The organism is Streptomyces sp. D2-8 (genome assembly GCF_023184515.1).
Classification (GTDB): Bacteria; Actinomycetota; Actinomycetes; order Streptomycetales; family Streptomycetaceae; genus Streptomyces.
The window spans coordinates 375660-399645 of record NZ_JAAHBP010000008.1 but is presented as its reverse complement, the minus strand read 5'-3'; the positions used below and the strand labels follow the sequence as shown (position 1 = coordinate 399645).

General features: G+C 71.7%; 21 protein-coding genes and 1 pseudogene. 12 read left to right on the top strand and 10 right to left on the bottom strand.

Annotated features, from left to right (window positions below):
- Positions 1-6: 6 nt before the first annotated feature.
- Both G3I77_RS17815 and G3I77_RS17810 read right to left on the bottom strand, forming a co-directional pair.
- Positions 7-1416: an ATP-binding protein gene (locus tag G3I77_RS17815; protein WP_248504869.1), complete on the bottom strand. Its 1410-nt coding sequence runs from the start codon at positions 1414-1416 to the stop codon at positions 7-9.
- On the bottom strand, positions 1413-2081 hold the full coding sequence (locus G3I77_RS17810) for a response regulator transcription factor (RefSeq protein ID WP_248504868.1): 669 nt from the start codon (positions 2079-2081) through the stop codon (positions 1413-1415). The genes G3I77_RS17815 and G3I77_RS17810 overlap by 4 nt, the downstream gene beginning before the upstream one ends.
- 116 nt (positions 2082-2197) lie before the next feature.
- Between G3I77_RS17810 and G3I77_RS17805 the strand changes: the two genes are divergently transcribed.
- Positions 2198-2860, top strand: a complete 663-nt coding sequence (locus G3I77_RS17805) for a PepSY domain-containing protein (RefSeq protein ID WP_248504865.1) — start codon at positions 2198-2200, stop codon at positions 2858-2860.
- Positions 2861-3195: 335 nt separating this feature from the next.
- On the opposite strand, the gene meaB is transcribed toward G3I77_RS17805, so the two are convergent.
- Together meaB and G3I77_RS17795 are read right to left on the bottom strand one after the other, a co-directional pair.
- Positions 3196-4152: a methylmalonyl Co-A mutase-associated GTPase MeaB gene (gene meaB / locus G3I77_RS17800; RefSeq protein ID WP_248504863.1), complete on the bottom strand. Its 957-nt coding sequence runs from the start codon at positions 4150-4152 to the stop codon at positions 3196-3198.
- A gap of 34 nt (positions 4153-4186) precedes the next feature.
- Positions 4187-5386, bottom strand: coding sequence for an acetyl-CoA C-acetyltransferase (locus tag G3I77_RS17795; RefSeq protein ID WP_248504861.1), 1200 nt, complete (start codon positions 5384-5386; stop codon positions 4187-4189).
- Positions 5387-5534: 148 nt separating this feature from the next.
- On the opposite strand from G3I77_RS17795, the gene mce reads away from it, so the two are divergent.
- The 7 genes from mce (at position 5535) to G3I77_RS17760 (ending at position 15381) form a co-directional block, all read left to right on the top strand.
- Positions 5535-5975: a methylmalonyl-CoA epimerase gene (gene mce, locus G3I77_RS17790; protein ID WP_142159402.1), complete on the top strand. Its 441-nt coding sequence runs from the start codon at positions 5535-5537 to the stop codon at positions 5973-5975.
- Positions 5976-6208: 233 nt separating this feature from the next.
- Positions 6209-10156, top strand: coding sequence for a polarized growth protein Scy (gene scy, locus G3I77_RS17785; protein WP_248504859.1), 3948 nt, complete (start codon positions 6209-6211; stop codon positions 10154-10156).
- A 183-nt stretch (positions 10157-10339) separates the two neighbouring features.
- Positions 10340-11275, top strand: a complete 936-nt coding sequence (locus G3I77_RS17780; protein ID WP_248504857.1) for a cellulose-binding protein — start codon at positions 10340-10342, stop codon at positions 11273-11275.
- Positions 11276-11361: 86 nt separating this feature from the next.
- Complete coding sequence (locus tag G3I77_RS17775; RefSeq protein ID WP_248504855.1) at positions 11362-12330, top strand: ABC transporter ATP-binding protein; 969 nt, start codon at positions 11362-11364, stop codon at positions 12328-12330.
- A gap of 2 nt (positions 12331-12332) precedes the next feature.
- Positions 12333-13103: an ABC transporter permease gene (locus tag G3I77_RS17770; protein ID WP_248504853.1), complete on the top strand. Its 771-nt coding sequence runs from the start codon at positions 12333-12335 to the stop codon at positions 13101-13103.
- Positions 13104-13216: 113 nt separating this feature from the next.
- Positions 13217-14503 (top strand): ABC transporter ATP-binding protein, encoded by a 1287-nt coding sequence (locus G3I77_RS17765; protein ID WP_248504851.1) that lies wholly within the window; start codon positions 13217-13219, stop codon positions 14501-14503.
- Positions 14500-15381 carry an ABC transporter permease subunit gene (locus G3I77_RS17760; RefSeq protein WP_248504849.1) on the top strand — a complete coding sequence of 294 codons (882 nt, stop codon included), beginning with the start codon at positions 14500-14502 and terminating at the stop codon, positions 15379-15381. The genes G3I77_RS17765 and G3I77_RS17760 overlap by 4 nt, the downstream gene beginning before the upstream one ends.
- Before the next feature lie 5 nt (positions 15382-15386).
- Here the strand turns inward: G3I77_RS17760 and G3I77_RS17755 are convergent, their stop codons facing one another.
- Positions 15387-15719: an ATP/GTP-binding protein gene (locus G3I77_RS17755; RefSeq protein ID WP_248504848.1), complete on the bottom strand. Its 333-nt coding sequence runs from the start codon at positions 15717-15719 to the stop codon at positions 15387-15389.
- A gap of 265 nt (positions 15720-15984) precedes the next feature.
- Between G3I77_RS17755 and G3I77_RS17750 the strand changes: the two genes are divergently transcribed.
- Positions 15985-17013 carry an LLM class flavin-dependent oxidoreductase gene (locus G3I77_RS17750; RefSeq protein WP_248504847.1) on the top strand — a complete coding sequence of 343 codons (1029 nt, stop codon included), beginning with the start codon at positions 15985-15987 and terminating at the stop codon, positions 17011-17013.
- 84 nt (positions 17014-17097) lie between these two features.
- Here the strand turns inward: G3I77_RS17750 and G3I77_RS17745 are convergent, their stop codons facing one another.
- Positions 17098-17490 (bottom strand): SCO5389 family protein, encoded by a 393-nt coding sequence (locus G3I77_RS17745; RefSeq protein ID WP_030246492.1) that lies wholly within the window; start codon positions 17488-17490, stop codon positions 17098-17100.
- Positions 17491-17744: 254 nt separating this feature from the next.
- Here G3I77_RS17745 and nucS point away from each other — a divergent pair, with 254 nt between their 5' ends.
- A complete protein-coding gene (nucS, locus tag G3I77_RS17740; RefSeq protein ID WP_033312972.1) occupies positions 17745-18416 on the top strand; it encodes an endonuclease NucS in 672 nt (223 codons plus the stop codon).
- Positions 18417-18483: 67 nt separating this feature from the next.
- Here nucS and G3I77_RS17735 read toward each other — a convergent pair whose 3' ends face one another.
- From G3I77_RS17735 to G3I77_RS17720, 4 genes are all read right to left on the bottom strand, one after another.
- Positions 18484-21003: an ATP-binding protein gene (locus G3I77_RS17735; protein ID WP_248504846.1), complete on the bottom strand. Its 2520-nt coding sequence runs from the start codon at positions 21001-21003 to the stop codon at positions 18484-18486.
- A 266-nt stretch (positions 21004-21269) separates the two neighbouring features.
- Positions 21270-21593: an STAS domain-containing protein gene (locus tag G3I77_RS17730; protein ID WP_003993003.1), complete on the bottom strand. Its 324-nt coding sequence runs from the start codon at positions 21591-21593 to the stop codon at positions 21270-21272.
- Between the two features lie 150 nt (positions 21594-21743).
- Positions 21744-22592 carry a 3-hydroxyacyl-CoA dehydrogenase family protein gene (locus G3I77_RS17725; RefSeq protein ID WP_248504845.1) on the bottom strand — a complete coding sequence of 283 codons (849 nt, stop codon included), beginning with the start codon at positions 22590-22592 and terminating at the stop codon, positions 21744-21746.
- A 116-nt stretch (positions 22593-22708) separates the two neighbouring features.
- Positions 22709-23302 carry a TetR/AcrR family transcriptional regulator gene (locus G3I77_RS17720; protein WP_248504844.1) on the bottom strand — a complete coding sequence of 198 codons (594 nt, stop codon included), beginning with the start codon at positions 23300-23302 and terminating at the stop codon, positions 22709-22711.
- Here G3I77_RS17720 and G3I77_RS17715 point away from each other — a divergent pair.
- A pseudogene (locus tag G3I77_RS17715) lies at positions 23289-23387 on the top strand (ABC transporter permease); the annotation flags it as partial. The gene G3I77_RS17720 and the pseudogene G3I77_RS17715 overlap by 14 nt on opposite strands.
- A gap of 13 nt (positions 23388-23400) precedes the next feature.
- Positions 23401-23973: a cob(I)yrinic acid a,c-diamide adenosyltransferase gene (locus tag G3I77_RS17710; protein ID WP_248504843.1), complete on the top strand. Its 573-nt coding sequence runs from the start codon at positions 23401-23403 to the stop codon at positions 23971-23973.
- The last annotated feature ends 13 nt before the right edge of the window (positions 23974-23986 follow it).

Sequence of the window (23986 nt, the reverse complement as noted above, 5' to 3'; positions counted from 1 at the left end):
GCCCCGCTAGGCGAGCGGCAGGCGGAGTTCGAACAGGGCTCCGCCTGCGGGCCCCCGTCCGGCCGTGAGCGTGCCCCTGTGCCGGACGGCGACGTCCCGGGCGATGGCGAGCCCCAACCCGGCTCCGCCGTCGTCCCGGCTGCGGGCGGCGTCCAGCCGGACGAACCGTTCGAAGATCCGCTCCCGGTCGCCCTCGGGCACCCCGTCACCGTCGTCGGCCACCCCGACCACGGCCCGGTCCCCCTCGCGCCGCACGCTCACCGTGACGGCCGACCGCGCATGCCGCTGGGCGTTGTCGAGCAGATTGGCGAGCACCCGCCCCAACTGCCCCCGTGAGCCGGCCACCTCCACCGGCTCGGCGTCCACGGTGACACCGGCCCGCCCCTCGGCCTCCTCCCGGGCGAGCCCCGCGAGGTCGACCTTCGCGTCACTGGGCCGCTCCCCCGCGTCCAGCCGGGCGAGCAACAGCAGATCGGCCGCCAGCCGTTGCAGCCGGACGGTGTCCTCCACGGCCCCGTCCAGGTCCAGCAGATCGGGGTGCGCGGCGGCCACCTCCAGCTGCGTCCGCAGCGAGGCGATGGGGCTGCGCAGCTCGTGGGAGGCGTCGGCGACGAACCGCCGCTGCCGCTCCACGGACGTCTCCAGCGCCGCGAGCGTCTCGTTGGTGGTGCTGGCGAGCCGGGCGATCTCGTCGTGCGTGTCCGGCTCCGGGACGCGCCGCGCGAGGTCCTCGGAGTGGGTGATCGCGGCCATCTCGCGCCGGATGCCTTCCACGGGCCGCAGGGCCCGCCGGGTGACCAGCCAGGTCACGGCCGCGACGACACCGAGCAGCAGCGGGAACCCGATCAGCATCACCGTCAGCGCGGTCCGCACGGCACCGTGCTCGGCGGCCAGCGGGGAACCGGCGTAGACCTTGAGGTGTCCCCGGTCCTGGGTCTCCACCTCGACGGCGGCGAACCGGTAGTCCTCCGTCTCGCCGTCGATCGTCGCCGACCCGTTGCGGGTGACGCTCTCCCCGGAGATCTCACCGGGTTCGAGGGCCTCGCCCGCGTCGTCGGCGTCGTCATCGTCGTCCGCGCTCGGGGCCGCGGCCGGCTGCGGCTTCACCTGGCTGCTGTCCGTGCCGCTGATCCGCTCCAGATCCTCACTGGCCGCGACCAGCCGATCGTCCTCGTCCAGGACCTGCACCGGCCCGTCGTCGCCGTCCAGCCCCGAGAGCTTGTCGTACGGCGTTCCGGCGGCGAGCTCGGAGGCGACCGCCCGCGCGGAGCGCTCCGCCTGCGTACCGGCCTCACCGATCAGGTTGGACCGCAGGGACAGCAGCACGGCGGCCCCGGCCGCGACGAGCGCCACCGCGACCACGAGTGTCGCCCCCAGCGTGGCCCGCGCCCGGACGGACCCGAACAGCCGCCTCACGGCGACGTATCCAGCCGGTAGCCGGCCCCGCGCACGGTCCGGATCAGCCCGGCGCGCAGCTTGCGCCGCAGCGTGCTGACGTACACCTCGACGATGTTCGGATCACCCTCGTACGCGAAGTCCCAGACGTGCTCCAGGATCTCGGACTTGGACACCACCTCGCCGGCCCGCACCACGAGCTGCTCCAGCACCGAGAACTCCTTGGCGGTGAGGGCGATCTCGTCGTCACCCAGGAACACCCGCCGGGCCGCGGTGTCCACCTTCAGGTCCCCGTGCACATGCACGGGCGAGGCTCCCGCCCCCTGGCCGCGCCGCCGCAGCAGCGCCTTGACCCGGGCGACCAGCACGACGTACGAGAACGGCTTGGTCAGATAGTCGTCCGCGCCGGTGTCGAGCCCCTCGGCCTCGTCGTACTCGCCGTCCTTGGCGGTCAGCATGAGGATCGGCACCTCGTGCCCGGCGGCGCGCAGGGCGGCGCAGACCCGGTAGCCGTTGAGGCCGGGCAGCATGATGTCGAGGATGACCAGGTCGTACGTGCCCTCCGAGGCCTGGTGGAGCCCCTCCCGTCCGTCGTGGACGACGTCCACGGCGTACCCCTCGGCCGTCAGGCCCCTGGCGAGCGACAGGGCCAGCCGCTTCTCGTCCTCCACGATCAACAGGCGCATGGGTAAAGAGTGGCAAAGCCAACCTGAAGATCGCTTCAGGGGCCTTCAGCTTCCTCTCAGCCTCGGTCAGCCAGAGTCGAAGACGTCGAAAACGAAACGACTCGGGAGGAATCCGCATGAAGCGCAACATCGTGATCGCCGCTGTGACCGCCGCCGCTCTGATCGGAGGCGGTACGGCCACGGCTCTCGCGACCACGGGAGACGACGGTGGCTCGGCGCGGCAGGCGGCGAACACGCGGCTGTCGGCGGACGACGACCGTAACGACCAGGACGACCGCGACGACCGCGACGACGACAACAGCCGGGACGACGCGCGGGCCGCTTCCGCCGACGTGACCGCGTCCGAGGCCATCGCCTCCGCGCTGAAGCACACGTCCGGCACGGCCGTCTCCGCCGAGCTGGACGACGAGGACGACAGCGCCAAGGTGATCTGGAAGGTCGACGTCCTCTCCGGCGACAACACCTGGCACAGCGTGAGCGTCGACCCGTCCAACGGCAGGGTTCTTGGCTCGCACACCGACGACGAGGACGACACGGCCCAGGTCCGGGCGGCCCTGAAGGGCTCCTCGGTGACGGCCGAGGAGGCCGCGAAGGCTGCCGCCGGCAAGGGCGTGGTGACGTCCGTCGACCTGGACGAGGACGGCAGGGGCAAGGCCTGGGAGGCCGAGACCCGCACGTCCGGCGCCGCCGAGCAGGACTGGAAGGTCGACCTCACCACGGGCAAGGTCACGGCGGACCGCGCCGACGCCCGGGACGACGACGCGGACGACCAGGACTGATCAGCAGCTGCCCCTCTTCACTCGCCCCGGCGTCCGCGCGGACGCCGGGGCGTCGCCGCGCAGCGGGGTGGCTGGGGCGGGTGGGACCGCAACCCTGCGTCGCGAGGTGCCGCTGCGCCCACCCGTGCCGCCCCTGGCGGCACGCATGCCCGCAGCTGGGACGGGACGCACCCGCGCCCGCGTACGGCGAGAAGGGGCCGTGTCGGGGGGTGTCCGCCCGCAGCGGTTGGCGCGTCAACGGAGAGTCAGTCGGCGTGAGACCCCATCGCGCCGTTCCGAGGACGGACACCCCCCGGCGCGGCCCCGCCCCCCCACCGGCGAACAGGCGCAGCGCCTCAGCCCTCCGTCAGCCCGGCCACCAGCTCGTCGGCCGCCCGGTAAGGATCCAGTTCACCCGCGATGATCCGCTCCGCCAGCGCCCCGAGGCGGCGGTCACCGTGCAGGTCCCCGATCCGCTCCCGCAGCGCCGTCACCGCGATCGTCTCGACTTCTCGCGAGGCCCGGGACAGACGCCGCTCCGCGAGCACCCCACGCTCCTCCATCCAGGCCCGGTGCTTCTCCAGGGCCTCGACGACCTCGTCGACACCCTCGCCCCGCGCGGCGACCGTCTTCACGATCGGCGGGCGCCAGTCGCCCGGCCCCCGGGACTCCCCCAGGCCCAGCATGTGGTTCAGCTCGCGAGCCGTCGCATCCGCCCCGTCCCGGTCCGCCTTGTTCACGACGTACACGTCGCCGATCTCCAGGATCCCGGCCTTGGCCGCCTGGATCCCGTCGCCCATCCCCGGCGCGAGCAGCACGACGGACGTGTCCGCCTGCGAGGCGATCTCCACCTCGGACTGCCCCACCCCCACCGTCTCGACCAGGATCACGTCGCAGCCGGCGGCGTCCAGGACGCGGATCGCCTGCGGGGCCGCCCAGGCCAGCCCGCCCAGATGCCCGCGCGTCGCCATCGAGCGGATGTACACACCCGGGTCGGACGCGTGCTCCGACATCCGCACCCGGTCCCCGAGCAGCGCACCGCCCGAGAACGGGGACGACGGGTCGACGGCGAGCACGCCGACCCGCTTGTCCTGCTTGCGGTACGCGGAGACCAGTGCCGAGGTCGACGTGGACTTGCCGACCCCGGGCGACCCGGTCAGACCCACCACGTACGCCCCGCCCGTCAGGGGCGCGAGCGCCGCCATGACCTCCCGCAGCTGCGGGGACGCCCCCTCCACCAGGGAGATCAGCCGGGCCACGGCCCGCGGCCGCCCCTCCCTGGCCTGGGCCACCAGCGTGGAGACGTCCTGCATCACAGCTCCGTTCAGATAAGGGACGTACCGAAACTCAGGCCTTGGGCACGCGCACGATCAGCGCGTCACCCTGCCCACCGCCACCGCACAGCGCGGCCGCGCCCACGCCGCCGCCGCGCCGCTTCAGCTCCAGCGCGAGATGCAGCACCAGACGCGCACCGGACATCCCGATCGGGTGACCCAGGGCAATGGCGCCACCGTTGACATTCACCTTTTCGGTGGACACCCCGAGGTCCTTCATGGACTGCACGGCCACGGCCGCGAACGCCTCGTTGATCTCGATGAGGTCGAGGTCGGAGACCTCCAGGCCCTCCTTCTTCAGCGCGTGCAGGATCGCGTTGGACGGCTGCGACTGGAGCGAGTTGTCCGGCCCGGCCACGTTGCCGTGCGCCCCGATCTCGGCGATCCACTCCAGGCCGAGCTCCTGCGCCTTGGCCTTGCTCATCACGACGACGGCGGCGGCACCGTCGGAGATCTGCGAGGCGGAACCGGCCGTGATCGTGCCGTCCTTGGCGAACGCAGGACGCAGCTTGCCCAGGGACTCCGCGGTGGTGTCGCCGCGGATCCCCTCGTCCTTGCTGAACAGCACCGGGTCGCCCTTGCGCTGCGGGATCTCGACGGGCGTGATCTCCGCCTCGAACAGACCGTTCTTCTGGGCCGCGGCGGCCCGCTGGTGCGACAGCGCGGCGATCTCGTCCTGCTCGGGCCGCGCGATGCCGAGGCGGCTGTTGTGCCGCTCCGTGGACTCGCCCATGGCGACGCCCTCGAAGGAGTCGGTCAGACCGTCGTAGGCCATGGCGTCGAGCATCTCGACCGCGCCGTACTTGAAGCCCTCGCGGGACTTCGGCAGCAGGTGCGGGGCGTTGGTCATGGACTCCTGGCCACCGGCGACGACCACGTCGAACTCACCCGCGCGGATGAGCTGGTCCGCGAGCGCGATGGCGTCGAGGCCGGACAGACACACCTTGTTGACGGTCAGCGCCGGCACGTTCATCGGGATGCCGGCCTTGACCGCGGCCTGGCGGGCCGGGATCTGCCCCGCCCCGGCCTGGAGCACCTGCCCCATGATCACGTACTGCACCTGGTCGCCGCCGATCCCCGCACGGTCGAGGGCGGCCTTGATCGCGAAGCCGCCGAGGTCGGCTCCGGAGAAGGACTTCAGTGAACCGAGCAACCGCCCCATGGGCGTACGCGCCCCCGAGACGATCACCGAGCTGGTCGTAGCAGAAGACATGAGCTGCGATCCCCTTACCGGCTGCACAGCCGAGGAGTGAACGAGGGTTTACTTCGAATGTACTGACCGGTACTCCACCCCGTCATCGGGCTGTCGGTGTGATCGCGCGCACGTTGCGTAACCACCTCCGGGGCGCTGCACTGAATCCATGCTGACGCGAATCGACCACATCGGAATCGCCTGTTTCGATCTCGACAAGACCGTCGAGTTCTACCGTGCCACCTACGGCTTCGAGGTGTTCCACTCCGAGGTCAACGAGGAGCAGGGCGTGCGCGAGGCCATGCTCAAGATCAACGATACGTCCGACGGCGGCGCCTCCTACCTACAGCTCCTGGAGCCCACCCGCGAGGACTCCACCGTCGCGAAGTGGCTCGCGAAGAACGGGGAGGGCGTCCATCACATCGCTTTCGGTACGGCAGATGTCGACGGTGACGCCGAGGAGATCAAGGGCAAGGGCGTACGCGTGCTGTACGAAGAGCCGCGACGCGGTTCCATGGGGTCACGGATCACCTTCCTGCACCCCAAGGACTGTCATGGCGTACTGACAGAACTGGTCACTTCGGCGCCTGTTGAGTCACCTGAGCACTGACCCTCGTACACAGGGGCCGGTAGGGTTGGGGGCGGTCGCCGCTCAGTCCAGGGTGACCGCGGTCCCGCCGTGCGACGGCAGGACCACCGGGGTCCGGGTTTCGGGGGACGAGCGTCGGGGCAGCAGCCTCTGCTCCGCCGATGATCTGACACCATTCCCCGGGGGCCCCGTCCGGCGGATGGACGGAGCTCGTTTGGGCAGAGTTGCGACCAGGGGACGGATGGGACCGCGCAGTGCGGGGCTACGAGAGCCAGGAGCGAGAGCCGGCGGCTGACGTCGACCACCTCTCTCGGTTCGAAGCCGAGATGAAGCGGCTGAAGACCGAGCGGGAAAAGGCGATCCAGCACGCCGAGGACCTCGGCTACCAGGTCGAGGTGCTGCGCGCCAAGCTGCACGAGGCGCGGCGCACCATCATGTCCCGGCCCTCCTTCGAGGGGGGCGACATCGGCTGGCAGGCCGAGCAGTTGCTGCGCAACGCGCAGGTGCAGGCCGACCAGATCCGCGCGGACGCCGACCGCGAGCTGAGCGAGGCCCGGGCCCAGACCCAGCGGATCCTCCAGGAGCACGCCGAGCAGGCGGCCCGGCTCCAGGCCGAGCTGCACCAGGAGGCGGTGACCCGCCGCCAGCAGCTGGACCAGGAGCTGGCCGAGCGTCGCCAGACGGTCGAGTCGCACGTCAACGAGAACGTGGCGTGGGCCGAGCAGCTGCGGGCGCGCACCGAGCAGCAGGCCCGCCGGCTGCTGGAGGAGTCCCGCGCGGAGGCCGAGCAGGCCCTGGCCACCGCCCGCGCGGAGGCCGAGCGGCTGTCGACCGAGGCCCGGCAGCGGCTGACGGGCGCGGCCGAGGAGGCCCGCGCGGAGGCCGAGCAGATTCTGCGCCGCGCCCGCACGGACGCCGAGCGCCTGCTCAACGCCGCCTCCAACCAGGCCCAGGAGGCCACCGACCACGCCGAGCAGCTGCGCACGTCCAGCGCCTCGGAGTCGGAGTCCGCGCGCCGCGAGGCCCAGGAGCTGAGCAAGGCCGCCGAGCAGCGGATGGCCGAGGCCGAGGAGGCGCTGCGCAAGGCGCAGACCGAGTCGGAGAAGCTGGTCACGGAGGCCAAGGAGGCCGCCGCCAAGGCCCTGGCGAGCGCCGAGTCCGCGAACGAGACGCGGACGCGCACCGCCAAGGAGCAGGTCGCCCGGCTGGTCGAGGAGGCCACGAAGGAGGCCGAGAACACCAAGTCCGAGGCCGAGCAGCTGGTCGCCGACGCCCGCGCCGAGGCCGAGAAGATCGTCGCGGAGGCCTCGGAGAAGGCCCGCACGCTCACCGCCGAGGAGACCGCGACCCAGCTGTCCAAGGCGGCCAGGACCGCCGAGGAGGTCCTCACCAAGGCGTCGGAGGACGCGAAGAAGACCACCAAGGCCGCGGCCGAGGAGGCCGAGCGGATCCGCTCGGAGGCCGAGACCGAGGCGGACCGGCTGCGGGCCGAGGCGCACGACATCGCCGAGCAGCTCAAGGGCGCGGCGAAGGACGACACCAAGGAGTACCGCGCCAAGACGGTCGAGCTGCAGGAGGAGGCCCGCCGGCTGCGCGGCGAGGCCGAGCAGCTGCGGGCGGACGCGGTCGACGAGGGCGAGAAGATCCGCGCCGAGGCCCGCAAGGAGGCCGTGGCGCAGATCGAGGAGGCGGCGAAGTCCGCCGAGGAGCTGCTCGCCAAGGCCAAGGCGGACGCGGACGAGCTGCGCACGACGGCCCAGACGGACAGCGAGAAGGTCCGCACCGAGGCCATCGAGCGGGCGACGACCCTGCGCCGGCAGGCCGAGGAGACTCTCCAGCGCACCCGGCAGGAGGCCGAGCGGCACCGCGAGGAGGTCGTCGAGCAGGCCGAGGCGCTCAGGGAGGACGCCGAGCGCGCGGCGCGGGAGCTGCACGAGGAGACCGAGCGGGCCATAGAGGCCCGGCGCGGCGAGGCCGCCGAGGAGCTGACGCGGCTCCAGACGGAGGCGGAGGAGCGGCTGACGGCCGCCGAGCAGGCGCTGTCGGACGCCCGTGAGGAGGCCGCGCGGATCCGCCGCGAGGCCGTCGAGGAGAACGAGCGGCTGCGCGCCGAGGCCGCCGAGCGGATCCGCACGCTCCAGCAGCAGGCGGAGGCGGAGGCCGAGCGGCTGCGCGACGAGGCCGTGTCGGACGCGTCCGCGGCGCGTGCCGAGGGCGAGGCCGTCGCCGTACGGCTGCGCTCGGAGGCGGCGAACGAGGCCGAGCGGCTGAAGTCGGAGGCGCAGGAGAGCGCCGACCGGATGCGCGCGGAGGCGCAGTCCGCCGCCGAGCGGCTCGCCGCGGAGGCGTCCGAGACGCTGGCCGCCGCCCAGGAGGAGGCCAACCGGCGCCGCCGCGAGGCCGAGGAGCTCCTCGGCAGCGCCCGGCAGGAGGCCGACCAGGAGCGCGAGCGGGCCCGCGAGCAGAGCGAGGAGCTGCTGGCCTCGGCGCGCAAGCGCGTGGAGGAGGCGCAGGCCGAGGCCGTACGGCTGGTCGAGGAGGCCGACCGCCGTGCCACGGAGATGGTGTCGGCGGCCGAGCAGCACGCCCAGCAGGTCCGGGACTCCGTCGCGGGGCTGCACGAGCAGGCCCAGGAGGAGATCGCCGGGCTGCGCTCCGCCGCCGAACACGTGGCGGACCGTACGCGCCGGGAGGCCCAGGAGGAGGCGGACCGGGTCCGCTCCGACGCCTACGCGGAGCGCGAGCGGGCGAGCGAGGACGCGGGCCGGCTGCGGCGCGAGGCGCACGAGGAGTCCGAGGCCGCCAAGGCGCTCGCCGAGCGGACGATGTCCGAGGCGATCTCGGAGGCGGAGCGGATCCGCACGGACGTCGCCGAGCACGCCCAGCGGGCGCGCACGGAGGCGGCGGACGCGATCGCCGAGGCCGAGCAGAGCGCCTCGCGCACCCGGGCGGACGCCCGGGAGGACGCCAACCGCATCCGGTCGGACGCGGCGACGCAGGCGGACACCCTCATCACCGAGGCGCGCAGCGAGGCGGAGCGGCTCACGACGGAGACGGTCCAGGAGACCGACCGGCTGCGGATGGACACGGTCGCCGAGGCCGAGCGGGTCCGTACGGAGGCGATCTCCGAGGCCGAGCGGGTCCGCTCCGAGGCGTCCACGGAGGCCGAGCGGGTGCGGACGGAGGCGGTCGCCAAGGCCGAGCAGCTGGTCGGGGAGGCCACCGGCGAGGCCGAGCGGCTGCGGGCCGAGGCGGCCGAGACGGTCGGTTCGGCGCAGCAGCACGCGGAGCGGATCCGCGGCGAGGCCGAGCGCGTGAAGACCGATGCGGAGGCGGAGGCGGAGCGGCTCGTCAGCACCGCGCGCGAGGAGGCCGACCGCACGCTGGACGAGGCCCGCAAGGACGCCAACAAGCGGCGCTCCGAGGCGGCCGAGCAGGTCGACAAGCTCATCACGGAGACCACGGCCGAGGCGGACAAGCTGCTGACCGAGGCGCAGCAGCAGGCCCACAAGACCACCGCGGAGGCCGAGTCGCAGGCCGACACGATGGTGGGGGCGGCCCGTACGGAGGCCGACCGGCTGGTGTCCGAGGCGACGGTCGAGGGCAACTCCCTGGTGGAGAAGGCCCGTACGGACGCGGACGAGCTGCTGGTCGGCGCGCGCCGGGACGCCACGCAGATAAGGGAGCGTGCCGAGGAGCTGCGCGACCGCATCACCTCCGAGATCGAGGAGCTGCACGAGCGAGCCCGTCGTGAGTCGGCCGAGACGATGAAGTCGGCGGGCGACCGCTGCGACGCGCTCGTCAAGGCGGCCGAGGAGCAGCTGGCGAAGGCGCAGGCGAAGGCCAAGGAGATCGTCTCGGAGGCCAACTCCGAGGCGGGCAAGGTCCGTATCGCCGCGGTGAAGAAGGCCGAGGGGCTGCTCAAGGAGGCCGAGCAGAAGAAGTCCACGCTGGTCCGGGAGGCCGAGGAGCTCAAGGCCGAGGCGATCCGCGAGGCCAAGCGCACGGTCGAGGAGGGAAAGCGCGAGCTGGAGGTCCTGGTCCGCCGCCGCGAGGACATCAACGCCGAGATCTCCCGTGTCCAGGACGTCCTGGAGGCGTTGGAGTCCTTTGAGGCCCCCTCCACGGGCAAGGACAACGGAGTCAAGGCAGGCGCGACGGTCGGCGCACCCCGTACGGGTGGCAAGTCCTCGGATAGCTAGCGAAACGGGGCGAATCAGGTGTGTGCTGGGGCCTTTGGCCAAGTCTTTGGCAAGCGGTCCGGGGATTAGCCACTCAAAAGGGGTGTCATTTTCCAGATCAAACGCGCATCCGCTCGATGACACACCGTTTCGGCCCCTAGGATTCCACCTATCACCTCACCGGTCTCATTCGACAGGAACCCCATGAGCGACACTTCCCCCTACGGCTTCGAGCTTGTGCGGCGTGGGTACGACCGCGCTCAGGTGGACGAACGTATCTCCAAGCTCGTCTCCGACCGTGACAGCGCTCTCGCCCGCATCACCGCTCTGGAAAAGCGCATCGAGGAGCTCCACCTCGAGACGCAGAACGCCCAGGCCCAGGTCACCGACGCCGAGCCGTCGTACGCGGGTCTCGGCGCGCGCGTGGAGAAAATCCTCCGCCTCGCCGAGGAAGAGGCGAAGGACCTGCGCGAGGAGGCCCGGCGCGCGGCCGAGCAGCACCGCGAGCTCGCCGAGTCGGCGGCCCAGCAGGTGCGCAACGACGCCGAGTCGTACTCGGCGGAGCGCAAGGCGAAGGCCGAGGACGAGGGCCTGCGGATCGTCGAGAAGGCCAAGAGTGACGCCTCCCAGCTGCGTTCCGAGGCGCAGAAGGACGCGCAGTCCAAGCGCGAGGAGGCGGACGCCCTCTTCGAGGAGACCCGCGCCAAGGCCGCGCAGGCCGCCGCCGACTTCGAGACGAACCTCGCCAAGCGCCGCGAGCAGTCCGAGCGCGACCTGGCCTCGCGTCAGGCCAAGGCCGAGAAGCGTCTCGCCGAGATCGAGCACCGCGCCGAGCAGCTGCGTCTGGAGGCGGAGAAGCTGCGCACGGACGCCGAGCGCCGCGCCCGCCAGACGGTGGAGACGGCCCAGCGCCAGGCCGAGGACATCGTGGCCGACGCCAACGCCAAGGCCGACCGCATCCGTTCGGAATCCGAGCGGGAGCTCGCGGCCCTCACCAACCGCCGCGACAGCATCAACGCCCAGCTGACGAACGTCCGCGAGATGCTCGCGACGCTCACGGGCGCCGCGGTGGCCGCCGCCGGCACGCCGGCCGAGGACGAGCCGATCTCCCGTGGGGTCCCGGCGCAGCAGTCCCGGTAACAGCCCGGCCTACGGAGTCTGAATCTCCTGCAAAGCCCTCTGCCGCTCGGGTGGCAGAGGGCTTTGCCACGTTCTAGCGTGGCGGCATGATTGAGCTCGAGGGGCTGACCAAGCGGTACGGCGAGAAGGTGGCGGTCAACAACCTGTCCTTCACCGTCAGACCGGGCATCGTCACCGGCTTCCTCGGGCCCAACGGCGCGGGCAAGTCCACGACCATGCGGATGATCCTCGGTCTCGACCACCCGACCGCCGGCGACGTCCGTATCGACGGCAAGCACTACCAGCAGCTCAAGGACCCGCTGACGTACATCGGCGCCCTGCTGGAGGCCAAGGCCTGGCACGGCGGGCGCACCGCCTACAACCATCTGCTGTGCCTCGCGCAGAGCAACGGCATTGCGCGCAGCCGCGTGCGGGACGTGCTGGAGACGGTCGGGCTGACCGCCGTCGCGCGGAAGAAGACCAAGGGCTTCTCGATGGGCATGGGGCAGCGGCTCGGCATCGCGGCCGCGCTGCTCGGCGATCCGCGGATCCTGATGTTCGACGAGCCGGTCAACGGCCTCGACCCCGAGGGCATCCACTGGATCCGCACCCTGATGAAGTCGCTCGCCGCACAGGGCCGGACCGTGTTCGTCTCCTCCCACCTGATGAGCGAGATGGCCCTGACGGCCGAGCACCTCGTCGTCATCGGGCAGGGGCGGCTGCTCGCGGACACCTCCATGGCGGACTTCATCGACCGCAACTCACGCAGTTACGTCCGGGTCCGCAGTCCGCAGCGGGAACGGCTGCTCGACGTGCTCCACCAGGCCGGGATCGTGGCCGTGGAGAGCGGCGACGGAGTACTGGAGGTGGACGGCGGCAAGGCCGAGCACATCGGTGAGCTGGCGGCGCAGCACCGGATCACCCTGCACGAGCTGAGCCCGCAACAGGCCTCGCTGGAGGAGGCGTTCATGCAGCTGACAGCGGAGTCGGTGGAGTACCACGCACACAGCGAGACGAGCGCGACGAGCCCCGAGCCACCGCGGCAGCAGTGGGGCGACGGCTGGAAGAGGGGCTGAGCATGGCGACGACACAGGTCGTACGGTCGGAGTGGACCAAGATCCGGTCGGTGGCGTCCACGGTGTGGACACTCTCGCTGGTGGTGGTCGTGACGATCGCCCTCGGCATGCTGATCTCGGCGCTGTCGAAGAACGAGTTCGACTCCATGAACGCGCAGGACCGGGCGGAGTTCGACCCGACGTTCATCAGCTTCGCGGGGATGAGTCTCGGTCAGCTCGCGATGATCGTCTTCGGGGTGCTGGTCGTGTCCAACGAGTACAGCACCGGCATGATCCGCAGCTCCCTGGCCGCGGTGCCGCAGCGCGGCTCCTTCCTGTTCAGCAAGATCGCGGTCGCCAGTGGGCTCGCCCTGCTGGTCGGCCTCGTCACCAGCTTCGCCGCCTTCTTCCTGGGGCAGGCCATGCTGGGCTCGCACCGGGCGGAGATCGGCGACCCGGGGGTGCTGCGGGCCGTGTTCGGCGGCGGCCTCTACATGGCGCTGATCGCGATGTTCTCCATGGGCGTCGCCGCGATGCTGCGTTCACCGATGCTGTCGCTGGGCATCCTGATGCCGTTCTTCTTCCTGATCTCCAACATCCTGGGCAATGTCGACGCGACGAAGAAGGTCGGCCGGTTTCTTCCCGACCAGGCCGGCAGCAAGATCATGCAGGTGGTCACGCCGATCGGCGACGACACTCCGTACGGACCGTGGGGCGGCCTCGGGATCATGGGGCTGTGGGTCCTCGCGGCGCTCTTGGGCGGCTATGTGCTGCTGAAGAAGCGCGACGCCTAGCGTGGCCTGACCTTTTACCTCCTCTTGGGCGGAACCGTCAGCGCCTCGATATCCTCCTAACCCTTACGGGGGCGTGTGCCCCGCTGACCTGAACCTTGCGATGGGTGCGGAGCATGATCGAAGCAGTCGGCCTGACGAAGCGCTACGGCGACAAGACCGCTGTGTACAACCTTTCCTTCCAGGTGCGGCCCGGAGCCGTCACCGGCTTCCTCGGGCCGAACGGCTCGGGCAAGTCGACGACGATGCGGATGATCCTCGGCCTGGACAACCCGTCGGCCGGGCATGTGACGATCGGCGGCTATCCGTACCGCAGGCTGCCCAACGCCGCCCGTCAGGTCGGCGCCCTGCTGGACGCCAAGGCGGTGCACGGCGGCCGCTCGGCCCGCAACCACCTGCTGTCCCTGGCCCAGCTGTCGGGTATCCCGGCCAGGCGGGTGGACGAGGTGCTCGGGGTCGTCGGCCTGCAGGACGTGGCCAAGAAGCGGTCCAAGGGCTTCTCCCTCGGCATGGGGCAGCGGCTCGGCATCGCGGCGGCGCTGCTCGGCGACCCGCAGGTGCTGCTGTTCGACGAGCCGGTCAACGGCCTCGACCCCGAGGGCATCCTCTGGGTCCGCAACCTCATGAAGGCGCTGGCGGCCGAGGGCCGTACGGTCTTCGTCTCCTCCCACCTGATGAGCGAGATGGCGCTGACCGCCGACCACCTCATCGTCATCGGGCGCGGTCAGCTGCTCGCCGACATGAGCGTGACCGCGTTCATCTCGGCGAACTCCGCGGACTTCGCGCGCGTGCGGACGCCGGACAGCGAGCCGCAGCAGCGCGAGAAGCTGTCGGCCGCGCTCACCGAGTCGGGCGGGCACGTGCTGCCCGAGCAGGACGGCGCACTGCGCGTGACCGGGCTGCCGCTCCCCCGCATCAGCGACATCGCGCACGACCACGACGTACGGCTGTGGGAGCTGTCGCCGCACCAGGCCTCCCTGGAGGAGGCGTACATGCGGATGACGCAGGGCGCCGTCGACTACCGCTCGACGATCGACCAGAAGGAAGGGTTCCAACAGCCGCTGCCGCCCGGCGCGCAGCCGCCGATGCCGGTGCCCGGGCAGGGCCAGCCGGGCTGGTACGCCCCGCCGCCGCCCCAGCAGGGCGGCCAGCCGTTCCCGGCCCCGCCGCAGGGCGCGCCGGGCCAGGCTCCGGCGGGCCAGGCTCCGGCGGGCCCGTACGGCGCGCCGGGGGCTCACGGCGCACCCAGCGCCGCTCCGAGCGCCCCCGGCGCGGGAACGCCCAACCCGTACGCCCAGCCCGCGCCCCAGGCGCCGCAGGGTGCCGCGCAGCCCGCGCCGCAGGCACCCCCGGCTCCCGCCGCCCCGACCTCCGACCTGACCAAGCCCGAGGACGCCCGATGAGCAGCCCCCAGCCCCAGATGCCGCAGGCCGCGCCCGCCTGGCAGGCGGCGCCCGGTTCCGCCCCGCAGCCCGGCGGCGCCGGCTACACCTCGCCGATCCCGGTCGTGCGCACGCACCTCGGGAACGCCATCGCCTCCGAGTGGACGAAGATCAGGTCGGTGCGCTCCACGATGTGGACGCTCGGCGTGTTCGTCCTGCTCGTGGTCGGCATCGGTCTGCTGACCGGCATCGTGGTGTCGAGCTCCTCCTCGGACCTGTCCGGCGAGAACGCGCTGTCCCTCGGCTTCTTCGGCCTGCTGCTCGGCAGCATGTGCATCATCACGCTCGGCGTGCTGACCACGGCCTCGGAGTACGGCACCGGCATGATCCGCACCACGATGGTCGCGTGCCCGAGCCGCGGACGGGTGCTGGCGGCGAAGGCCATCGTGTTCTTCCTGGTCGCGTTCGTGGTGACGCTGGTGGCCGGCTCCCTCGTCGCCTTCCTGCACGTGGCCATGCTGGAGGGCAACGGCGCCGAGGACCCCTCCGGCGGTGAGTGGCTGAAGGGCACGGTCGGCATTTCGCTCTACATCGCGCTGCTGGGCCTGCTCTCGCTCCTCGTCGGCTCGATCATCCGGCACTCGGCCGGCGCCATCACCATCATGATCGGCACCGTGCTGGCCCCGCTGGTGATCGCGCTGTTCATGTTCTCGGAGTCCCTGGAGGGCGTGCGCGACGCCCTGTTCGAGTACTCGATCCCGAACCAGCTCAGCGTCTTCTACGCCAACTCCCTCAGCCAGTCCGGCCCGTCCGGCTGGGACCCGCTGTGGATCATCCTCGGCGCGACGGCCGTGGCGTTCGCCGGCGCCTTCGCGCTGCTGGAGAAGCGGGACGTCTGAGGACGTCAGAATCTCGGCGCGTTACGGGACCGCCGCACCCCCGGGGTGCGGCGGTCCCGCGCGTTCCAGCAGGCCTTGTGCCAGTGCCGCCGGTCGTCGACGCCCGTGTGCTCCGACCAGGCCACCACGTGCGGCACCCCGTCGGGGATCAGCTGGTCGCAGCCGGGGCAGCGGTACGCCTTGCCCTGCGCGCTCGCGCCGGCCACGTGCCGCACGCTCCAGTTCTCGCCCTGCCAGCTCTCCGAGGACTGCCAGCCGCCGTAGCGGCCGGGGCGGTCGTCCTCGACGCTCCGGCCGGACGAAGCGGCGTCCTTGGGTCGGTTGCGACGCGGGGACACGGGACACCTCTCGGGGCTATACAGGAAGCACGGGCCGCGTCCAGCCTACGCGGCGCGCACGGGGGTACGCGTACGGCACCAAACGCCACAAGTCCCTCGCGGGCGCATCGGACTCGTCTCGGCTACCCTCCCCCGGACTCCCGGCGGAATGCCCCATTCTGCAGACAATCCGCAAAACACTCCGCCCGGCCGTGTCCTCGGCACGTGTCAGACGGTTATGCGCTGTGGGGGAGCTCCGTGTCGGAGCCAAGGAAGCAGGAAAGCAATGCGCGTTGGAAGTTTCGTGTTGGCGGCCCAGTTCCCCGGTCAGGGCGAGGGAGAGGCGCTGCACCGCGCGGTCCGCTCGGCCGAGGTGGCCGAGGAGGCCGGGCTCGACACGGTCTGGCTGGCCGAGCATCACTTCGTGCCGTACGGCACGTGCCCGTCGGCCATCACCCTGGCCGCCCTGCTGCTGGGCCGCACCCGCCGCATCCGGGTCGGTACGGCGGTCAGTGTCCTGCCCACCGTCCACCCCGTGGCCCTCGGCGAACAGGCCGCGCTGCTGCACCACACGAGCGGCGGCCGTTTCACGCTCGGTGTCGGACGCGGCGGCCCGTGGATCGACCTGGAGGTGTTCGGCGCGGGTCTGGAGGCGTACGAGAAGGGGTTCCCGGAGTCCCTGGAGCTTCTGGTGCGGTGGCTGCGCGAGTCGTCCGTGGCGGCCGACGGGGAGCGCTTCCGCTTCCGTGAAGTCCCGGTGGTGCCCCGGCCGTCGGAGGCCCTGACGGAGGTCGCGGGGCCCGAGCTCGTCGTCGCCTGCACCTCGCCGGCGAGCGTGCGGCTCGCCGCCGAGCGGGGCCTGTCGATGCTGCTCGGGATGCACGTGGGGGACGAGGAGAAGGCCGAGATGGTCGCGCTGTGGCGGCAGCACGCGCGCGCCTGCGGCCGGTCGCCGGAGGAGATCCGGGACGCGTCCCATGTGTCGGCCGGCGTCTGCCAGATCGCGGACCGGCGGGTCGACGCGGCGGAGACGCTGATGAAGGCGATGCCGGGCTGGCTGAAGCAGGGCCTGGAGGCTCATGTCACGGTCGACGGGCGCACACGCCGGATGCGCGACCCGCTGGCCTACACGGAACTGCTCTGCGGGCTGCACCCGGTGGGCACTCCGCGGCTGTGCGCGGACCGGCTGGCGGCGACCAGCGAGCGGACGGGAATCTCCCGCTTCGCGCTGCTCGTCGAGGGCTCCGGGGACCTGGCGGCGACCGAGGAGAACGTACGGCGGCTGGGCGCCGAGGTGCTCCCCCAACTCGTGTGAGAGCGCGGTGGATTCCTGGGGGCTTGCCGCTCCGGTACAGAACTGCACCTTCCGCGTACGGAGCGGCAAGCAAGTGGCGCCGCGTCAGCAGTCCCGGAACTCGGGTGACTGGTTCAGCACCTGACTGCGGACCGAGGTGAAGCGGCCCAGCTTCTCGTCGACCGAGGAGTCAAGCGGGAACACGGCCACCCGGTGGCAGTTCTGGAAGGCCAGGCGCACACCGAAGTGCCGTTGCAGCGCGCCGCGTATCGCGTCACTCGCAAGCGCACGCAGCAGCTGACCGCGTGCCTGCTCGTCCGGCGGGGGCGTCTGGTTGTCGGCGAACGCGCCGCCGTCCACCTTCAGCTGGGCCACCAGTGAGCTGATCATCTCCCACGCATAAGGCAGGGAGGTCCGGACGCAGTCGACGAATTCCGCTTCGTCGACCTCGCCTCGCTCGGCCTGTTCGAGTAGGGCCGGTGAGACGTCGAGCGACATGAGTTCTCCTCTCGCACCCCCGACTGGCGGGGGTTGCCGGACAGATAGGGAGAGTTCGCGATATCCGGACACGCTGCGTACACGTCTCGCGACCTCCCGTTCATACGGTAAGCACCGTACGGGGACGGCACCAGGAAAATGCGCAGATGAGACACTCCCGCTGAGCACACCGTGCACACAATCGGCCATTACTGAACACGTGTTTTCCAGGGCGAATCGCGTCGACAGGTGCCCGTCGAGTAGCGTTGCCGACCATGCGTCTCGTCATTGCCCGCTGCTCCGTGGACTACGCCGGGCGGCTCACCGCCCACCTTCCCTCGGCCCCGCGCCTGATTCTGGTGAAGGCGGACGGCAGCGTCTCGATCCATGCCGACGACCGGGCCTACAAGCCCCTTAACTGGATGTCGCCGCCCTGCACGCTGAAGGAGGGCACCGGCGAGGAGGAGGGCGTCTGGACCGTCGTCAACAAGGCGGGCGAGAAGCTCATCATCACGATGGAGGAAGTCCTCCACGATTCCTCGCACGAACTGGGCGTGGATCCCGGCCTGATCAAGGACGGCGTGGAAGCGCACCTCCAGGAGCTGCTCGCCGACCGCATCGAGACACTCGGCGAGGGCTACACGCTGATCCGCCGTGAGTACCCGACGGCCATCGGGCCGGTCGACATCCTGTGCCGGGACGCCGACGGCAAGACCGTCGCGGTGGAGATCAAGCGGCGCGGTGAGATCGACGGCGTGGAGCAGCTCACGCGCTATCTGGAGCTGCTGAACCGCGATCCCCATCTCGCCCCGGTGCGCGGTGTCTTCGCGGCCCAGGAGATCAAGCCCCAGGCCCGCGTCCTCGCGACCGACCGCGGCATCGGCTGCCAGGTCCTCGACTACGACGCGCTGCGGGGCATCGAGGACGACAAGCTGCGGCTGTTCTGACAGCCCGTACGACGACGAACAGGGCCGGGTCCGCACAACGGACCCGGCCCTGCCGTGTGTACGGGTGTCAGATCACCGTCTCCGGGCTGCTCGGCGAGCCCGTGGTGCTCTGCGGCGCGCTCGCCGAGGTGCTCGTGGGGGCGCTCGGCACCGGGCCGCTGGCCGAGTCGGACGTGGACGGGCTGGTCGTCGGCGGCTCCGAGGTGGGCGGCTCCGAGGTGGGCGGTTCCGAGGTGGGCGGCTCGGAGGTCGGCGGCCTGGACGTCGGCGGCCTGGACGTCGGCGGCCTGGACGTCGCGGGGGGCTTGGACGTCGTGGGCGGCTTGGACGTGGACGGCGGCTTCGAGGACGACGGCGACTTCGACGGCGACGCGGAACCACTCGGGTCCCGCGAACCGCTCGGGGAGTCCGTCGGCGTCGGGTCGTCCGACGTGCCGGGTGTGCCGTCCGGGCCCGGGTCGGTCGGGCGGCTGGTCGCCGGGACCGTGTCGCCGTTGCTGTCGCTGACCGGCTGGTCGGCTCCGAGGCTGCCGTCGTTGACGCCCTGGCTGGCGGACGGGTTGACGCCGACCTGGTCGGACGGCGGGTTCTGCTCGTTGTCGGAGGTGGCGCCGAGCGTCACCACGGTGCCCAGCACGGCGACGAGCAGGGCACCGGCACCGGCGGCCACGAGGTTGCGCCGGGCCAGGCCCTTGAGGCCGCCCCGGGCCCCCCGCGCGGGCGCGGGCGGGCTGCGGTGGGTGACCAGGGCCGGGGAGGGCGGCTGCTGGAGCGTCGGGAAGGCCGCCGGAACACCGCCGGGTGGGGACGCCGACTCCTCGTCACGGGCGTCGGGCACCTCCTCCCCCGCGGTCGGCCCGAGCCCGATCGGTGTGCCCGAGCGGTCGGCGACGAGGGCGAGGGCACGGCGGCCGGCGACGGCGCCGCGCTTGTCGGCGAGCGCGCCGCGCAGGCCGATGGAGGCCTCCAGTTCGGCGCGGGCCCGGTCGAGCTGCCCCCCGCACAGGGCGAGGATGCCGAGCTCGTGGTGGAAGTAGGCCTCTTCGGCGACGTCCCCGGCGAGCCGGGTGGCCTCGGCGCCGGACCGCAGGGCCCGCTCCCAGGCGCTCCAGTGCAGTCCGGCGGCGAACGCCGGGGCGGCGGTGCGGGCCAGGTGCACGGCCGCGCACTCCTCGCCCTCGGCGGGCGGCCGGGTTGCCGGACCGAGGACGGCCAGGGCGGCGAGGACCGCGTCGGCCTCGGCGCACACGCGCTCCGGGGTGACCGAGGGGTGCCCGGCCCACCAGGAGTAGTGCTGAGCGGCGCTGTGGGCGCGGGCCTCGGCCTCGTCGGCGTACCCGGCGGCCTCCAGCTGGGCCGGCACGCCGGCCGCGAGGCGGTAGCGGGAGCCGACCGGGGAGACCAGGCCGCAGGCGGCCAGTTCGCCGAGCGCGGCGTCCGCGTGGGTGTCGCCGACCAGGGCGGGCAGATGCGCCTGGTGCGGGACCTCGCCGCCGAGGGCGACGGCGAACCGCAGGGTGGCGCGGGCGGAGGCGCTCAGCCGGGAGGCGAGCAGCGGCGCGGGCGCGGCGGCCTCGCCGAGCGCGGGCAGCGGCACGTCGTCGCCGAGGTCGCAGGCCTCGACGGTGTCGGCCGGGGGCGCGTCCTCGAAGACACCGAACTCGTCGACGGCACTGGTGCCGGCACGCAGCCGGTCGCGCTGTCGCAGCAGGGCTCCGGCCTGGACGAAGCGCAGCGGCAGGCCCTCGGACTCGAACCAGAGGTCGCCCGCCCAGTTGGACTCGTCCTCGGTGAGGGTCCGGCCGACGGCGTGTTCCAGCAGGTCGAGCCCGGCCGCGCGCTCCAGTCCGCCGAGGAGGACCTCCTCGACGCCGGCGTCGGCGGAGGGGGCCGGCACGTCCGGGGTGGCGCCGAGCAGGAAGGCGCACTCGGGGGTGGCCTCCAGCAGCTCGTCGAGCGCGGCGCCGCCGAACTCCAGGTCGTCGAGGACGACGACCGCGCCGATCTCACGGACGTAGGTGAGCAGTTCGTCCCGGTTCGGGCGGTGCAGGGGGGCGCTGTACACCGCGTGGAACAGGTCGTACAGCAGATCGCCGGAGGTGCGCCCGAAGCCGTTGAGCCGGACGACGCCGTCGGGGGCGAGGTCGGAGCAGTCCTCGGCGACGAGGTCGAGGAGGCGGGTGCGGCCGGAGCCGGGCGCGCCGGTGAGGCGGGTGGAGCGGCCGCGGGCGAGCAGGCGCACCAGGCTCTCGCGTTCGTCCTGGCGGGCCAGCAGCGGCAGGGCGGGCTGCGGGGGGCCGGGCGGGACGGGCGGGCGGGCCGCGCGCTCGGCCTCTCCGCGCTCGGTCGCGGTGAGCTTCACGGGCCGGGCGGGTCGCTCGGTGGGCGGGCAGGCCTCTATCTCGCTGCCGTCGACGGGGTTGACGGTCAGCAGGAAATCGCCGGAGACGAGCTGCACCGTGCGGGCGAGCGCCGGCGCGTGCTGCCCGAAGTCGGGTGCGAGGGATTCCCTGGGAGGGCGCGGGCGCGGCGCAGGGCCGTCACCGTCGTGGCCGTACTCCTCGGGTCCCTGGTTGTCAGGATCCATAGGTCAAGCCCCCCAAAAGCGTGTGTGTGCCTGGAAAAGCCCCTCCCGGCCTTGCTGCACACCGCGCTGTCGCTTCTGGTCCGGTCCCGCTCGAAGGGTGTCAAGGCAGCGGGCAGCCGAACCCTAAGCCTTCGCACAGTATCTACGACAGTCCGGGGTACCGCGCCGTCCGTAACGTCACGGTCTCGTGAGGATTGTGCGCGTCGCACGATTCGACGACGTGCGTCCGGGTCTCCCCGGTCGCCCGGCTCACACCCGTACGCGCGTCACACTCGCGGAAGCGTCTCCACCCCGATGCCCCCCTCGATCGCCAGGATCCGGTGCAGGCGGGTGGCCACCAGCAGGCGCTGCATCTGCGGTGGTACTCCGCGCAGCACCAGGCGGCGGCCGCAGCGGCCGGCCCGCCGGTGGGCCCCCATGATCACACCCAGTCCGGTGGCGTCCCAGGAGTCCAGTTCGGACAGGTCCAGCACCAGGTCACCGACTCCGTCGTCGACGGCCGAGTGCAGGACCGTACGGGCGTCCGCCGCGCTCCGGACGTCGAGGCGGCCCCCGACGACCAGCTCGGCGTGGTCGCCCCTGATGTGCATATGCGCTCCCCGTGCGTGCGAATCGTGCTCCGCGTTCTGATGTGGGTGATGCAACCTCTGACTGCGTGGAGGAGTCAGAGGTTGCTTCTTGTAAGCGAACCGATACCGAATTCACCCTGGGGTGTGATGGCCCCCGGGGCATGTGCGGTTTCAGTGCTTGTAGAAGCCCTGCCCGCTCTTGCGCCCGATGTCACCGGCGTCAACCATCCGGCGCATCGACTCGGGAGCCGCGAACTTCTCGTCCTGGGACTCCGTGTAGATGTTGCTCGTGGCGTGCAGCAGGATGTCGACGCCCGTCAGGTCCGCCGTCGCCAGCGGGCCCATGGCGTGACCGAAGCCCAGCTTGCAGGCCAGGTCGATGTCCTCGGCGCTCGCCACGCCCGACTCCTGCAGCTTCGCGGCCTCGACGACCAGGGCGCAGATGAGACGGGTCGTCACGAAGCCGGCGACGTCGCGGTTGACGACGATGCAGGTCTTGCCGACCGACTCGGCGAACTCCCGGGCCGTGGCGAGGGTTTCGTCGCTGGTCTTGTAGCCGCGGACGAGTTCGCACAGCTGCATCATCGGCACCGGCGAGAAGAAGTGCGTGCCGACGACCCGCTCCGGGCGCTCCGTCGCTGCCGCGATCTTGGTGATCGGGATGGCGGAGGTGTTGGAGGCGAGGATCGCCTCGTCCTTCACGATCTTGTCGAGGGCGCGGAAGATCTCGTGCTTGATCTCGAGCTTCTCGAAGACGGCCTCGACGACGACGTCCGCGTCGGCCGCGGCGTCCAGGTCGGTGGTCGCGGTGATGCGGGCCAGGGCGGCGTCGGCGTCGTGCGCCTCCAGCTTGCCCTTGGCGACGAACTTGTCGTACGACGCCTTGATGCCGTCGGTGCCCCGCGTCAGCGCCTCGTCGGTGACGTCACGCAGGACGACCTCCCAGCCCGCCTGTGCGGAGACCTGGGCGATGCCGGATCCCATGAGGCCGGCTCCGATGACGGCAAGCTTCCGTGCCACTGTGCGACTCCCCTGACGCGCTGCTTATGTCTGCCTCTCGGGCGGAGACTAGCGCTCGTGAGAGTGCGTGTGAGCGCTTAGTAACGCGTTTCACGTCTCACGACGTGAGACGCGCGTCACGCGCCGCCTCGCACGGCGTAGTTGAGCACCTTCTCGCTCAACAGCTCCTCGATGTCGTCGAGGAGGACGAGCATCTCCCGTGACACTTCGTCCGGGTTGCGCCCCTTGGTCATCTCGCGGCCGATCGCGACGAAGACGGTGCCGTGCACCCAGCAGATCTGACCGGCGATCAACCTCGGCAGCGGGTCGTCGGCCTCGGCACCCACCTCCTCGCGGAGGGTCGCCTCCAGGTTGTCCTGGACCTCCTGCTGCAGGCGCCACAGCCGGGAGCGCAGCGGCGGGGCCTCGTCGATGCAGCGCATGAAACGGTCATAGCCCTCGATCAGGCCCATCCGGGGTGAGCCGGCCTCGATCTCGGCGCGCAGTTCGCGCAGCACCCCGCGGGCGGCCGACTCCCCGGCGTCCCGGCCGCGCACCCAGCGGGAGAGCCGGTCGACGACGCCCCGGGAGCGGTCGAAGAAGAGGTCCTCCTTGGCCGGGAAGTAGTTGTAGACGGTGTTCACGGAGACGTCGGCCGCTTCCGCCACGTCCGCGATCGTCACCGCCACGAAGCCGTGCTCCAGGAACAGCCCGGTGGCCACGGCGCACATGCTGTACGGCGTCCTGGTGGCCGTCGGCTTCACCGCGCTGGCCGTGACAGTGGGCACACGCGTTTTCCGAACCGCCGGAGCGTAACTACGCTGGCCGCATGGTCAATCTGACGCGCATCTACACCAGGACCGGCGACCAGGGCACCACCGCCCTCGGCGACATGAGCCGGGTCGCCAAGACCGACCTGCGGATCTCCGCGTACGCCGACGCCAACGAGGCGAACGCCGTGATCGGCACGGCCATCGCGCTGGGCGGCCTGGACGAGGAGATCGTCACGGTCCTCACCCGCGTCCAGAACGACCTGTTCGACGTGGGTGCGGACCTCTCGACGCCGGTGGTGGAGAACCCCGAGTTCCCGCCCCTGCGGGTCGAGCAGTTCTACATCGACAAGCTGGAGGCGGACTGCGACCGCTTCCTCGAGAAGGTGGAGAAGCTCCGCTCCTTCATCCTCCCCGGCGGCACCCCCGGCGCGGCCCTGCTCCACCAGGCCTGCACGGTCGTACGCCGGGCCGAGCGCTCGACCTGGTCCGCCCTGGAGGTCCACGGCGAGGTCATGAACCCGCTGACGGCCACCTACCTCAACCGCCTCTCCGACCTGCTGTTCATCCTCGCGAGGACGGCCAACAAGGAGGTCGGGGATGTGCTGTGGGTACCGGGCGGGGAGCGCTGAAGCCCCCGCACCC

Bases quoted from the DNA above. Each gene is read 5' to 3' on its own strand.
- G3I77_RS17810 (WP_248504868.1), bottom strand. From the start codon at position 2,081: ATGCGCCTGTTGATCGTGGAGGACGAGAAGCGGCTGGCCCTGTCGCTC.
- G3I77_RS17805 (WP_248504865.1), top strand. From the start codon at position 2,198: ATGAAGCGCAACATCGTGATCGCCGCTGTGACCGCCGCCGCTCTGATC.
- meaB (WP_248504863.1), bottom strand. From the start codon at position 4,152: ATGCAGGACGTCTCCACGCTGGTGGCCCAGGCCAGGGAGGGGCGGCCG.
- G3I77_RS17795 (WP_248504861.1), bottom strand. From the start codon at position 5,386: ATGTCTTCTGCTACGACCAGCTCGGTGATCGTCTCGGGGGCGCGTACG.
- mce (WP_142159402.1), top strand. From the start codon at position 5,535: ATGCTGACGCGAATCGACCACATCGGAATCGCCTGTTTCGATCTCGAC.
- G3I77_RS17780 (WP_248504857.1), top strand. From the start codon at position 10,340: ATGAGCGACACTTCCCCCTACGGCTTCGAGCTTGTGCGGCGTGGGTAC.
- G3I77_RS17775 (WP_248504855.1), top strand. From the start codon at position 11,362: ATGATTGAGCTCGAGGGGCTGACCAAGCGGTACGGCGAGAAGGTGGCG.
- G3I77_RS17770 (WP_248504853.1), top strand. From the start codon at position 12,333: ATGGCGACGACACAGGTCGTACGGTCGGAGTGGACCAAGATCCGGTCG.
- G3I77_RS17765 (WP_248504851.1), top strand. From the start codon at position 13,217: ATGATCGAAGCAGTCGGCCTGACGAAGCGCTACGGCGACAAGACCGCT.
- G3I77_RS17760 (WP_248504849.1), top strand. From the start codon at position 14,500: ATGAGCAGCCCCCAGCCCCAGATGCCGCAGGCCGCGCCCGCCTGGCAG.
- G3I77_RS17750 (WP_248504847.1), top strand. From the start codon at position 15,985: ATGCGCGTTGGAAGTTTCGTGTTGGCGGCCCAGTTCCCCGGTCAGGGC.
- G3I77_RS17745 (WP_030246492.1), bottom strand. From the start codon at position 17,490: ATGTCGCTCGACGTCTCACCGGCCCTACTCGAACAGGCCGAGCGAGGC.
- nucS (WP_033312972.1), top strand. From the start codon at position 17,745: ATGCGTCTCGTCATTGCCCGCTGCTCCGTGGACTACGCCGGGCGGCTC.
- G3I77_RS17735 (WP_248504846.1), bottom strand. From the start codon at position 21,003: ATGGATCCTGACAACCAGGGACCCGAGGAGTACGGCCACGACGGTGAC.
- G3I77_RS17730 (WP_003993003.1), bottom strand. From the start codon at position 21,593: ATGCACATCAGGGGCGACCACGCCGAGCTGGTCGTCGGGGGCCGCCTC.
- G3I77_RS17720 (WP_248504844.1), bottom strand. From the start codon at position 23,302: ATGTGCGCCGTGGCCACCGGGCTGTTCCTGGAGCACGGCTTCGTGGCG.
- G3I77_RS17710 (WP_248504843.1), top strand. From the start codon at position 23,401: ATGGTCAATCTGACGCGCATCTACACCAGGACCGGCGACCAGGGCACC.